The 13319-nt window shown below is 70.1% G+C and carries 9 protein-coding genes; 7 read left to right on the top strand and 2 right to left on the bottom strand.

The genetic code is table 11. The features are described from left to right. Positions 1–72: 72 nt before the first annotated feature. A complete protein-coding gene (locus ACWCRD_RS39400; RefSeq protein WP_450970492.1) occupies positions 73–2148 on the bottom strand; it encodes a glycoside hydrolase family 31 protein in 2076 nt (691 codons plus the stop codon). 54 nt (positions 2149–2202) lie between these two features. Beyond that, complete coding sequence (locus ACWCRD_RS39395) at positions 2203–3219, bottom strand: LacI family DNA-binding transcriptional regulator (RefSeq protein ID WP_450970491.1); 1017 nt, start codon at positions 3217–3219, stop codon at positions 2203–2205. Between the two features lie 299 nt (positions 3220–3518). On the opposite strand from ACWCRD_RS39395, the gene ACWCRD_RS39390 reads away from it, so the two are divergent. The 7 genes from ACWCRD_RS39390 to ACWCRD_RS39360 all read left to right on the top strand — a co-directional run bounded on the left by ACWCRD_RS39390 (position 3519) and on the right by ACWCRD_RS39360 (position 13309). Next, positions 3519–5462 (top strand): acyl-CoA dehydrogenase family protein, encoded by a 1944-nt coding sequence (locus tag ACWCRD_RS39390; RefSeq protein WP_450970490.1) that lies wholly within the window; start codon positions 3519–3521, stop codon positions 5460–5462. 335 nt (positions 5463–5797) lie between these two features. Continuing rightward, positions 5798–7063, top strand: a complete 1266-nt coding sequence (gene dxr / locus ACWCRD_RS39385) for a 1-deoxy-D-xylulose-5-phosphate reductoisomerase (protein ID WP_450970489.1) — start codon at positions 5798–5800, stop codon at positions 7061–7063. 8 nt (positions 7064–7071) lie between these two features. After that, the gene (locus ACWCRD_RS39380; RefSeq protein ID WP_450970502.1) at positions 7072–8364 is read left to right on the top strand and encodes a M50 family metallopeptidase; all 1293 of its coding nucleotides are present in this window, start codon (positions 7072–7074) and stop codon (positions 8362–8364) included. A gap of 214 nt (positions 8365–8578) precedes the next feature. Continuing rightward, positions 8579–9736, top strand: a complete 1158-nt coding sequence (ispG, locus tag ACWCRD_RS39375; protein WP_344404769.1) for a flavodoxin-dependent (E)-4-hydroxy-3-methylbut-2-enyl-diphosphate synthase — start codon at positions 8579–8581, stop codon at positions 9734–9736. 302 nt (positions 9737–10038) lie between these two features. Then, the gene (locus ACWCRD_RS39370; RefSeq protein WP_450970488.1) at positions 10039–10887 is read left to right on the top strand and encodes a GNAT family N-acetyltransferase; all 849 of its coding nucleotides are present in this window, start codon (positions 10039–10041) and stop codon (positions 10885–10887) included. 78 nt (positions 10888–10965) lie between these two features. Continuing rightward, complete coding sequence (locus ACWCRD_RS39365; RefSeq protein ID WP_450970487.1) at positions 10966–11532, top strand: GNAT family N-acetyltransferase; 567 nt, start codon at positions 10966–10968, stop codon at positions 11530–11532. A 73-nt stretch (positions 11533–11605) separates the two neighbouring features. Next, positions 11606–13309: a proline--tRNA ligase gene (locus ACWCRD_RS39360; RefSeq protein WP_450970486.1), complete on the top strand. Its 1704-nt coding sequence runs from the start codon at positions 11606–11608 to the stop codon at positions 13307–13309. Positions 13310–13319 lie beyond the last annotated feature (10 nt).

Genomic DNA, 13319 nt, shown 5'->3' with positions numbered 1-13319 from the left:
TTCTACCGCGCCCCTCCAGGGGCGCGGGGAACTGCGCGACAAGCCACGACGGCGCCGCAGCCGACGACCGCCCTATCGCGGCACATCCTGCGAAGCAACAGGCAGCTGCGCCCCGTCCCGAAGGAACAGCGGGATGCGGTCCAGCGGCGCATCGACAGTCACAGCCGCACCGCCCTCATAGGTCTCTCCCGTCCACGCGTCGGTCCACCTGGCCCCCGCCGGGAGATACGTCGTCCGGGCCGTAGCGCCGGCGGTGAGGACCGGCGCCACCAACAGATCCCGCCCGAACAGATACGCATCATCCACGGCCCAGGCGGCCTGGTCCTGCGGAAACTCCAGGAACAGCGGCCGCATCACCGGCAACCCCTCCTCGTGCGCCTCCCGCATCACGTCCAGGACGTAAGGCCTCAACCGCTCCCGCAGCCGCAGATACCGCTCCAGGATCGCCCCGGCCTCCTCGCCGTAGGACCACACCTCGTTCGGCCCGCCGGTCATCTCCGGGCCCAGTGGCATGCCCGGGTCACGGAATCCGTGCAGCCGCATCAGGGGAGACAGGGCCCCGAACTGGAACCACCGCACCATGACCTCGCGGTACGCCGGGTCGTCCGGGTCGCCGCCGTGGAAGCCGCCGATGTCGGTGTTCCACCAGGGGATGCCCGAGAGGGCCGTGTTCAGGCCGGCCGCGATCTGGCGCCGCAGGGTCGGGAAGTCGGTGCCGATGTCGCCGGACCACAGGGCGGCGCCGTAGCGCTGACTGCCCGCCCAGGCCGAGCGGTTGAGGGTGATCACCTCGTCCTCGCCGGATGCGCGCAGGCCCTCGTAGAAGGTGCGGGAGTTCTCGGCGGGATAGCTGTTGCCGACCTCCAGGCCGGGGCCCGCCCAGTAGCGCAGGTTCTCCTGGAAGCCGGGCTTGAGTTCGGGCTCGCAGGCGTCCAGCCAGAAGGCCGTGATGCCGTACGGCTCCAGGTAGTTCTCCTTCACGCGGGACCACACGAACTCACGGGCTTCCGGGTTGGTGGCGTCGTAGAAGGCGACCTGGACGGTGGAGGCGACCTGTTTGTCGGGCCAGTCGGCGTGCGCCATCGGGCCGTACTGGGTGCCTATGAAGTAGCCGCGCTGCTCCATCACCGGGTGGTTCTCGCTCAGGGGTGACACGGACGGCCACACGCTCACCACCAGCTTGATGCCGAGCTCCGCCAGTTCGCGCACCATCGCCGCGGGGTCCGGCCACTCGGCCGGGTCGAACTTCCACTCGCCCAGGTGCGTCCAGTGGAAGAAGTCGCACACGATGGCCGAGATCGGCAGGCCCCGGCGCTTGTACTCCCTTGCCACCGCGAGGAGTTCGTCCTGGGTGCGGTAGCGCAGCTTGCACTGCCAGAAGCCGGCCGCCCACTCAGGCAGCATCGGCGTACGGCCGGTGACCGCGCTGTAGCGGCGCTGGCCGTCGGCCGGGGTGCCCGCGGTGATCCAGTAGTCGATCTGGCGGGCCGAATCGGCCACCCAGCGGGTGCCGTTGTGCGCCAGTTCCACGCGGCCGATCGCCGGGTTGTTCCACAGCAGGGTGTAGCCGCGGCTGGAGGAGAGCACCGGGATGCCGACCTCGGCGTTGCGCTGGACCAGGTCGAGGACCAGGCCCTTCTGGTCGAGGCGGCCGTGCTGGTGCTGGCCGAGGCCGTACAGCTTCTCGTCGTCGTAGGCGGCGAACCGCTGCTCCAGGCGGTGGTGGCCGTTGCCGACGGCGGTGTAGAGGCGGGAGCCCGGCCACCAGAAGTGGGCGCGTTCCTCGGCCAGCACCTCGTGGCCGTCGTCGGTGCGCAGGAAGCGGATCAGGCCCTCGGCGCTCACCTCCACGGTGAGCGCGCCGACGGTCAACTGGCCTTCCCCGTCACCGATCTTGACGCTGCTCTCGGTGGCCGGCGCCTCGTCGAGCAGGGCACCCGGCAGGCCCTCCAGGATCGGGCCGCCGAGCCTGGCCCGCACCCGGACCGCGTCCGGGCCCCAGGGTTCGATGCGGAGGGTCTCCTGACGGCCGCTCCACTCCAGCGCGCCGTCCCGCTCCCGGAAGGTGCCGACGGTGGGTGACGACTGGGCGAGGCTGACCTGGGGCCGGCCCCCGGCCGGTGGCTGGTTTTCGGCAGACTGGTTCACGAAGGGTGCTCCCGAAAGACATGAGGGTGCCGCGGAGGGCACGGAAGAGCGGGATCAGGAAGTACCGGAGGGTGCCGGGCCCGTGCTCGCCCGGACCGTCAACTCCGGGGCGAGCAGCACGACTTCGTCCGTGCCCCGGCCGTCCAGCTTGGCGACCAGCCGCTCCACGGCGTGCCGGCCCATCTCCTGCGCGGGGATGGCGACGGACGTCAGCCGCACCGAGGCCTGCACGGCGACCTGGTCCGGGCAGACCGCGACCACCGACACGTCCTCGGGCACGGCACGGCCCTGCTGGCGCAGCAGGGCGAGCAGCGGCTCGACCGCCGACTCGTTCTGCACGACGAAGCCGGAGGTGCCCGGCCGCTCGTCGAGAATGCGGGCGAGGGTGACGGCCATGGCGTCGTACCCGCCCTCGCACGGCCGGTGCAGCAGCCGTACGCCCAGCTCCTGGGCGCGTGAGCGCAGTCCGTCGAGGGTGCGCTCGGCGAAGCCCGTGTGCCGCTCGTAGACGGCGGGGGCCTCTCCTATGACAGCGATGTCGCGGTGGCCGAGCATCGCCAGGTGCTCCACGCACAGCGCGCCGGTCGCCTTGAAGTCCAGGTCGACGCAGGTCAGTCCGGAGGTGTCGGCGGGCAGGCCGATGAGGACCGAGGGCTGGTCGGTGCCGCGCAGCAACGGCAGCCGCTCGTCGTCGAGTTCCACGTCCATCAGGATCATCGCGTCGGCGAGTCCGCTGCCGGTGACCCGGCGCACCGCGTCGGGGCCCTCCTCGCCGGTCAGCAGCAGGACGTCGTAACCGTGCGTGCGGGCCGTGGTGGCGACCGCGATGGCGATCTCCATCATCACCGGTACGTACATGTCGGTGCGCAGCGGCACCATCAGCGCGATGATGTTCGACCTGCTGCTGGCCAGGGCCCGCGCGCCCGCGTTGGGGTGGTAGCCGAGTTCGCGGATGGACTCCTCGACCCGCAGCCGGGTGGTGGTGGAGATGGACCGCTTGCCGCTGAGGACATAGCTCACCGTGCTCGCCGAGACTCCGGCGTGCTGGGCGACCTCGGCGAGGGTGACCATCCAGCTCTCCAAGCGTGTGAAGCGCTTCGACAGTGCGCATTGCGAACAGGGGCGGGTGGGGGTGGTTCGACACTAGCTCTAGCGAGGGTGGGTGTCCATAGGAGTCGAAGCGCTTCGACAGCTTTCTTCTCGGCTTTCTCTTAGAGGTGGAGTCCCACGGAAGAGGTCGTACCAGAAACATCCGCCGAACGGCTGCACAAAGGGTGGTGGCCTCGCCCCGAATCGGGTACATACGATCGGGTAGCACCCGTCGGTAACCAAAGTCGACCAAGATCCCGATTCGCGGCGAGGTGGCCCTGATGTCCGCAGCACCCGCACCCTCTTCCCGACGCCCCACCGTCACCGAACGCGAGGCCCGCCAGGTGGCGGAGGCGGCCCGCGAACAGGACTGGCGCAAGCCGAGCTTCGCCAAGGAACTCTTCCTCGGCCGCTTCCGCCTCGACCTCATCCACCCGCACCCCACACCCGCCACCGAGGACGTGCAGCGCGGCGAGCAGTTCCTCACCAAGCTCCGCGACTTCTGCGAGACGAAGGTCGACGGCGCGCTGATCGAACGCGAGGCCCGGATCCCCGACGAGGTGATCAACGGCCTCAAGGAACTCGGCGCCCTCGGCATGAAGATCGACACCAAGTACGGCGGCCTCGGCCTCACCCAGGTGTACTACAACAAGGCACTCGCGTTGGCGGGCTCGGCCAGTCCGGCGATCGGCGTACTGCTGTCGGCGCACCAGTCGATCGGCGTACCCCAGCCGCTGAAGCTGTTCGGTACCCAGGAGCAGAAGGAGCAGTTCCTGCCCCGGTGCGCCCGCACCGACATCAGCGCCTTCCTGCTCACCGAGCCGGACGTCGGCTCCGACCCCGCCCGGCTCGCCACCAGCGCGGTGCCGGACGGGGACGACTACGTCCTCGACGGGGTGAAGCTGTGGACCACGAACGGCGTGGTGGCCGACCTCCTCGTCGTCATGGCACGCGTGCCGAAGTCCGAAGGCCACAAGGGCGGCATCACCGCCTTCGTGGTCGAGACCAACTCGCCGGGTATCACCGTGGAGAACCGCAACGCCTTCATGGGCCTGCGCGGCATCGAGAACGGCGTCACCCGCTTCCACCAGGTCCGGGTCCCGGCGGCCAACCGGATCGGCCCGGAGGGCGCAGGGCTGAAGATCGCCCTCACCACCCTCAACACCGGCCGGCTCTCGCTCCCCGCGTCCTGCGTGGCCGCCGGCAAGTGGTGCCTGAAGATCGCCCGCGAGTGGTCGGCGGCCCGTGAGCAGTGGGGCAAGCCGATCGCCCGGCACGAGGCGGTCGGGTCGAAGATCTCCTTCATCGCTGCGACCACCTTCGCCCTGGAGGCCGTACTCGACCTGTCCTCCCAGATGGCCGACGAGGACCGCAACGACATCCGCATCGAGGGCGCCCTGGCCAAGCTCTTCTCCTCGGAGATGGCCTGGCTCATCGCCGACGAACTCGTCCAGATCCGCGGCGGCCGCGGCTTCGAGACGGCCGCGTCCCTCGCCGCCCGCGGCGAGAGGGCGGTCCCGGCCGAACAGGTCCTGCGCGACCTGCGCATCAACCGCATCTTCGAGGGCTCGACCGAGATCATGCACCTGCTGATCGCGCGCGAGGCCGTCGACGCCCACCTGTCGGTGGCCGGCGACCTGATCGACCCCGAGAAGTCCCTGCAGGACAAGGCGAAGGCAGGAGCCAGCGCCGGCGTCTTCTACGCCAAGTGGCTCCCGAAACTCGTCGCAGGTCCGGGCCAACTCCCCGTCTCCTACGGCGAGTTCAAGCACGGCGTGGACCTCTCCCCGCACCTGCGCTACGTCGAACGGCACGCCCGCAAGCTGGCCCGCTCCACCTTCTACGCCATGTCCCGCTGGCAGGGAAAGATGGAGACCAAGCAGGGCTTCCTCGGCCGCATCGTCGACATCGGCGCCGAACTGTTCGCGATGAGCGCGGCCTGCGTACGGGCCGAACTCCTGCGCAGCCAGGGCGACCACGGCCGCGAGGCCTACCAGCTCGCCGACGTCTTCTGCCACCAGTCCCGCATCCGCGTCGAGGAACTCTTCGGCCGCCTGTGGACCAACACCGACGACCTCGACCGCAAGCTGGTCAAGGGCATCATGTCGGGCACGTACGAGTGGCTGGAGGACGGCATCGTCGACCCGTCGGGCGAGGGACCGTGGATCGCCGCGGCCGACCCCGGAGCCTCGGCGAAGGAGAACCAGCACCGCCCCATCCGCTGACCTCCCGGCACCTTTCGAAGGGATCCCTCCGGCGCCTGATCTTCACGGCGTTTCGCCGGGAGCTGTCCGGTGGATCCGGTCGGCCGGCAGGAACGGACTCCTGCCGGCCGACCCGAGCGGGGCCTGGCGCGTGCAGCTGCAGCGACCGACAACGCCACGGCCCGGAGCCCCCGCCTCCAAGGCGGTGGGGGAGCGGGTGCCGGGCCCGCGACGCCGGACTCGACCGCCGGGCAGCCCCAGGAAAGATCCCGCTCCGACCCCCGCAGAGCCCGACAAGCCACCCACCCGAGCGACGCACTGTCCTCCCGGCGCTCCGGCTCGGCAACAATGGAGGGATGAGCGACAGTCCAGCCCAACTCGCCGACCCCCATCTCGTCTACGACCCTGTGGCGGGAACCGGCCCGAAGGACGTGGTGATCCTCGGCTCCACCGGGTCGATCGGGACCCAGGCCATCGACCTCGTGCTGCGCAACCCCGACCGCTTCCGGGTCACCGGCCTGTCCGCCAACGGCGGCCGGATCGCCCTCCTCGCCGAGCAGGCGCACCGGCTGCGGGTACGGACCGTCGCGGTCGCCCGTGAGGACGCCGTAGAGGCACTGCGCGAGGCGCTCACCGCGCAGTACGGAGCGGGGGAGCCGCTCCCGGAGATCCTCGCCGGGCCCGAGGCGGCCACGCAGCTCGCCGCCTCCGACTGCCACACCGTGCTCAACGGCATCACCGGCTCCATCGGCCTCGCCCCGACCCTCGCCGCCCTGGAGACGGGCCGCACCCTCGCGCTCGCCAACAAGGAGTCGCTCATCGTCGGCGGCCCGCTGGTCAAGGCGCTCGCCAAGCCCGGGCAGATCATTCCGGTCGACTCCGAGCACGCGGCCCTCTTCCAGGCGCTGGCGGCCGGCACACGGGCCGACGTACGCAAACTCGTCGTCACCGCCTCCGGCGGCCCCTTCCGCGGCCGTACCAGGGCCGAGCTGGCGAACGTCACCGTCCAGGACGCCCTCGCCCACCCCACCTGGGCCATGGGCCCGGTGATCACGATCAACTCGGCGACCCTCGTCAACAAGGGCCTCGAGGTGATCGAGGCACACTTGCTGTACGACATTCCCTTCGACCGCATTGAGGTCGTCGTGCATCCCCAGTCGTATGTCCACTCGATGATTGAGTTCACCGACGGATCGACGATCGCCCAGGCGACGCCCCCCGACATGCGGGGGCCCATCGCCATCGGCCTGGGCTGGCCCGAGCGCGTCCCCGACGCGGCACCGGCCTTCGACTGGAGCACCGCCTCGACGTGGGAGTTCTTCCCGCTCGACAATGACGCGTTCCCGTCGGTGAACCTCGCCCGGCACGTGGGTGAACTCGCGGGCACCGCCCCGGCGGTGTTCAATGCGGCCAACGAGGAATGCGTGGAGGCGTTCCGCAGTGGCGCGCTGCCGTTCAACGGGATCATGGAGACCGTGACCAGGGTCGTCGAGGAGCACGGCACCCCGCCCACGGGAACTTCCCTCACCGTGCCGGACGTCCTCGAAGCGGAGACCTGGGCACGGGCCCGGGCCCGGGAACTGACGGCGCAGACGACTTCTGCCGCGGAGGCGCGTGCATGACATCCCTGATGATGATCCTCGGCATAGTGATCTTCGTGGTCGGCCTGCTGGTCTCGATCGCGTGGCACGAGCTGGGGCATCTGTCCACCGCCAAGCTCTTCGGCATCCGCGTGCCGCAGTACATGGTGGGCTTCGGCCCGACCCTCTGGTCGCGGAAGAAGGGCGAGACGGAGTACGGCTTCAAGGCCGTTCCGCTCGGCGGCTACATCCGCATGATCGGCATGTTCCCGCCCGGCGACGACGGCCGGATCACCGCGCGCTCCACCTCGCCCTGGCGCGGCATGATCGAGGACGCCCGCTCGGCGGCCTTCGAGGAACTCCGCCCCGGGGACGAGAACCGCCTCTTCTACACCCGCGCCCCCTGGAAGCGGGTCATCGTGATGTTCGCGGGCCCCTTCATGAACCTGATCCTGGCCGTGGCGCTGTTCCTCACGGTCCTGATGGGCTTCGGCATCGCCCAGCAGACCACCACCGTCAGTTCCGTCTCGCAGTGCGTCATCGCCCAGAGCGAGAACCGCGACAAGTGCACCAAGTCCGACGCCGCCTCCCCGGCCGCCGCGGCGGGCCTCAGGGCCGGCGACAAGATCGTGTCCTTCAACGGGGTGCGGACCGACGACTGGAACAAGCTCTCCGACCTCATCCGGGCCACCCCGGGCAAGGACGTGGCGATCGTCGTCGACCGCAAGGGCCAGGAGACGACCCTGCACGCGAAGATCGCCACCAACCAGGTCGCGAAGAAGGACTCCACCGGCCACGTCGTCCCGGGCAAGTACGTCACCGCCGGCTTCCTCGGCTTCAGCGCCGCCAACGGCGTCGTCCGCCAGGACTTCGGCGAGTCGGTGTCCTGGATGGGCGACCGGCTCGGCGAGGCCGTCAGCTCCATCGCGGACCTGCCCGGCAAGATCCCCGCCCTGTGGAACGCGGCCTTCGACGGCGCCCCCCGCCAGCCCGACTCCCCGATGGGCGTGGTCGGCGCGGCCCGCGTCGGCGGCGAGATCTTCACCATGGACATCCCGCCGACCCAGCAGCTGGCCACCGCCCTGATGCTGATCGCCGGCTTCAACCTCTCCCTGTTCCTCTTCAACATGCTCCCGCTGCTCCCGCTCGACGGCGGACACATCGCGGGCGCCCTGTGGGAGTCGCTGCGCCGCCATCTGGCGAGGGTGCTGCGACGCCCGGACCCGGGCCCGTTCGACGTGGCGAAGCTGATGCCGGTGGCGTACGTGGTGGCGGGCGTCTTCGTCTGCTTCACACTGCTGGTGCTGATCGCGGACGTGGTCAACCCCGTGAAAATCACCTAGAGGAAATCAACTGGTCACGCGGAGTTCGTGGCGGCCCGGCACGTTTTGTGCCGGGCCGCATTCCATTGAGTGGGTTTACCGGCGAGGGGGTCCCCCCGCCGAGTGTGTTTGAGGTGGGGGCGTGCTGGGCCCTGCACCGGTGCCGTAATCTCGAAGCCTGGAGCCCGCTGATCCGGGACCGGACCTTGATCCACGACTTGGGGTTGCACAGCAGATGACTGCGATTTCTCTCGGCATGCCGTCCGTTCCGACCAGGGTTGCCGAGCGTCGGCAGAGCAGGCAGATCCAGGTCGGATCCGTGGCGGTCGGCGGCGACGCGCCCGTGTCCGTGCAGTCGATGACCACGACCCGTACGTCCGACATCGGCGCGACCCTCCAGCAGATCGCCGAGCTCACCGCCTCCGGCTGCCAGATCGTGCGCGTCGCCTGCCCCACGCAGGACGACGCGGACGCCCTCGCCACCATCGCCCGTAAGTCGCAGATCCCGGTGATCGCGGACATCCACTTCCAGCCGAAGTACGTGTTCGCGGCCATCGAGGCGGGCTGCGCGGCCGTCCGCGTCAACCCCGGCAACATCAAGCAGTTCGACGACAAGGTCAAGGAGATCGCGCGGGCCGCCAAGGACCACGGCACCCCGATCCGCATCGGCGTCAACGCCGGCTCCCTCGACCGCCGGCTGCTCCAGAAGTACGGCAAGGCGACCCCCGAGGCTCTGGTCGAATCGGCCCTCTGGGAGGCGTCCCTCTTCGAGGAGCACGACTTCCGGGACATCAAGATCTCGGTCAAGCACAACGACCCGGTCGTGATGATCGAGGCGTACAAGCAGCTCGCCGCCCAGTGCGACTACCCGCTGCACCTCGGCGTGACGGAGGCCGGGCCCGCCTTCCAGGGCACGATCAAGTCGGCGGTCGCCTTCGGGGCGCTGCTCTCGCAGGGCATCGGCGACACGATCCGCGTCTCCCTCTCCGCGCCTCCCGTGGAGGAGGTCAAGGTCGGCAACCAGATCCTGGAGTCCCTGAACCTCAAGCAGCGCGGCCTGGAGATCGTCTCCTGCCCGTCCTGCGGCCGCGCCCAGGTCGACGTCTACAAGCTGGCCGAGGAGGTCACCGCGGGCCTGACCGGCATGGAGGTCCCCCTTCGCGTCGCCGTCATGGGCTGCGTCGTCAACGGCCCCGGCGAGGCCCGCGAGGCCGACCTCGGCGTCGCCTCCGGCAACGGCAAGGGCCAGATCTTCGTCAAGGGCGAGGTCATCAAGACGGTCCCCGAGTCCAAGATCGTGGAAACCCTCATCGAGGAGGCCATGAAGCTGGCCGAACAGATGGAGGCGGACGGCACCCCTTCGGGCGAGCCGTCGGTCTCGGTGGCGGGCTGAGGACACTTCGGCGCGAGGACACTTCGAGCTGAGGGATCTTCGGGCTGAGGAATCCTCGGGCCGGGGACTTCGGGCTGAGGCGACTTTCCAGCGCCGGTCGGGGCTTGGTCCTTCAGCCCGTCCGGCGTTTGAGGACGAGGCCGTTCAGGCCGAAAGCGGGGGTCCGGGGGCGGCAGCCCCCAGCGGCGGCACACCGGCCGAGCCCCACCGGGCAACGGGCAGTACGCCAACCGGGGGCGGCACCGCCCAGCCTCCGCAGGTACAGTGCGGAGATCAGCAGAACCTCACGATGAGGCCCGCACGTGTTGACGCAGACCACCTCACGGGTGCTCGAACCGAGCGACCTGGACGCCGCGCTCGCCGTCCTCGACCGCGAGCCGGTCGCGAACGCCTTCGTGACCTCCCGGGTCCAGGTCGCGGGCCTCGACCCGTGGCGGCTCGGCGGCGAGATGTGGGGCTTCTACGAGGAGGGCATGCTCACCGCCCTCTGCTACGCGGGCGCCAACCTCGTCCCGATCTGCGCCGGCCCGCGCGCCGTACGCGCCTTCGCCGACCGCGCCCGCAGGGCCGGCCGCCGCTGCTCGTCCATAGTCGGCCCCGTCGAGGCCACCACCCTGCTCTGGCGCCTGCTCGAACCCAGCTGGGGCCCCGCCCGCGAGGTCCGCGCCCACCAGCCGCTCATGGTCACCGACCGCATGCCCGCCGACATCGCCCCGGATCCGTACGTCCGCCGCATCCGCAAGGACGAGATGGAAACGATCATGCCGGCCTGTGTGGCGATGTTCACCGAGGAGGTCGGCGTCTCGCCGCTCGCGGGGGACGGCGGGCTGCTCTACCAGGCCCGGGTCGCGGAACTCGTCGGCTCGGGCCGCTCGTTCGCCCGCCTCGACGAACACGGCAAGGTCGTCTTCAAGGCGGAGATCGGCGCCGCCACCCCCCAGGCCTGCCAGATCCAGGGGGTGTGGGTCGCCCCCGAGTACCGGGGAATGGGGATCGCCGCCCCGGGCATGGCCGCGGTCCTCCGCTACGCGCTGGCGGACGTGGCCCCGATCGTCAGCCTCTACGTCAACGACTTCAACACCCCCGCGCGAAGGGCGTACCAGCGGGTGGGGTTCCAGGAAGTCGGCGCTTTCATGAGCGTTCTGTTCTAGCCGCACTTCCGGCCGGACTCCCAGCCGCAGTTCACAGCGCTGTTCTGAGCCCCGTACGAGACCTGTAGTCTCCCCGGCATGCTGCGCTTTCCCGGTCACGGACACCGCCATCCCGAAGACGTCGTGATCGGCACCCTCGACCTGTCCGCCCGGGTCGACGAGGCGCTCGCCGTGCAGGCCGTGGCCTTCGGACTCGGCGCCGACGAGGTCGCCGTACGCCGGCAGATCGTTCTGCGGCACATGACCTACCCGGGAGCCCGCGCACTGGGCGCCACCGTCGAAGGCCGCCTCGTCGGCTTCGTCTACGGCATGCCGAACGACCGCACCCACTGGTGGTCCACGGTCGTCGAGCCGTACCTCCGCGCGCAGGGGCACGACGGCTGGCTCGACGACTCCTTCGTGATCACCGAGCTGCACGTGCACCCGCGCCACCAGAACCGCGGCATCGGCCGCTCCCTGATCACGACCATCACCGACGGTGCCACCGAGCCCCGCTCGATCCTGTCGGCGATCGACGTCGACAGCCCGGCCCGCGGCCTCTACCACTCCCTCGGCTACCGGGACCTGGCCCGCCAGGTCCTCTTCCCGAGCGCCCCGAAGCCGTACGCCGTGATGGGCGCCCCCTTGCCCCTGCGGCGCCGTTAACGGATTTCCACCGGAACCGGCCCCCCGGCTAACCTCCTTGCCATCACCCTTACGCAGCAGGAGTACGAGAACCATGGCGAACGCACCGGTCCAACGCATGTCCCAGTTGATGGCGAAGACGCTGCGTGACGACCCGGCGGACGCCGAGGTCCTCAGCCACAAGCTGCTCGTCCGGGCCGGCTATGTGCGCCGCACGGCGGCCGGTATCTGGTCGTGGCTGCCCCTCGGCAAGAAGGTCCTCGCCAACGTGGAGCGGATCGTCCGTGAGGAGATGGACGCGATCGGCGCCCAGGAGGTGCTGCTCCCCGCCCTGCTGCCGCGGGAGCCGTACGACGCCACGGGCCGCTGGGACGAGTACGGCCAGGAGCTGTTCCGCCTCAAGGACCGCAAGGGCGGCGACTACCTCCTCGGCCCCACCCACGAGGAGATCTTCACCCTGTTGGTGAAGGACCAGGCGTCCTCGTACAAGGACCTGCCGGTGATCCTCTACCAGATCCAGCACAAGTACCGTGACGAGGCCCGTCCGCGGGCCGGCATTTTGCGCGGCCGTGAGTTCCTGATGAAGGACTCGTACTCCTTCGACACCGAGGACGAGGGCCTCGCCCAGTCCTACGCCCTGCACCGCCAGGCCTACCAGCGCGTCTTCGAGCGCCTCGGCCTCGACTACCGCATCTGCGCCGCGACCGCGGGCGCGATGGGCGGCTCCAAGTCGGAGGAGTTCCTCGCCCCCGCCGAAGCCGGCGAGGACACCTTCGCGGACTGCCCGAACTGCGACTTCGCGGCCAACACCGAGGCGATCACCTACGAGCTCAAGCCGGTGGACGCCGAAGGCGTGCCCGCGCTGGAGGAGATCCCGACCCCCGACACCCCGACCATCGAGACCCTCGCCGCCTTCCTGGAGGTCCCGGCCTCCGCCACCCTGAAGAACCTCCTCGTGAAGGTCGACGGCGAGATCGTCGCCGTCGGTGTCCCCGGCGACCGCGAGGTCGACATGGACAAGGTCGAGGCGCACTTCGCTCCGGCGGTCGTCGAGATGGTCACCGAGGCGGACTTCGCGGGCCGCCCCGACCTGGTCCGCGGCTATGTCGGCCCGCAGGGCCGCGGCGAGAAGGTCACGTACATCGCCGACCCGCGCGTGGCCCCCGGCACCGCCTGGATCACCGGCGCCAACAAGGCGGGCACGCACGCCAGGAACGTCGTCGCGGGCCGTGACTTCGAGGTCGACCAGTACGTCGACGTCGTGGTCGTCCAGGAGGGCGACCCCTGCCCGAAGTGCGGCACCGGCCTCAAGCTGGACCGCGCCATCGAGATCGGCCACATCTTCCAGCTCGGCCGCAAGTACGCGGACGCGCTGAAGCTCGACGTCCTCGGCCAGAACGGCAAGCCGGTCCGCGTCACCATGGGCTCCTACGGCATCGGTGTCTCCCGCGCGGTCGCGGCCCTCGCCGAGCAGACCGCCGACGAGCAGGGCCTGTGCTGGCCCGCCGAGGTCGCCCCGGCCGATGTGCACGTCGTCGCCGCGGGCAAGGCCCTGCAGATCGAACTCGCCCTCGACGTCTCCGAGAAGCTGCGGGCGGCCGGACTGCGCGTCCTGGTCGACGACCGGGCGGGCGTCTCCCCGGGCGTCAAGTTCACGGACGCGGAACTCATCGGCGTACCGAAGATCCTGGTCGCCGGCCGCCGCTCCGGCGAGGGCGTCCTGGAACTGAAGGACCGCAGGACCGGCGAGCGCGAGGAGCTGACGGTGGACGAGGCGATCGCCCGCCTGACTGCTTGACCGGGTGGCG

The organism is Streptomyces sp. NPDC002092 (genome assembly GCF_053593775.1).
The sequence above is the reverse complement of the archived record's forward strand: the minus strand, read 5'-3'. Positions and strand labels throughout refer to the sequence as shown.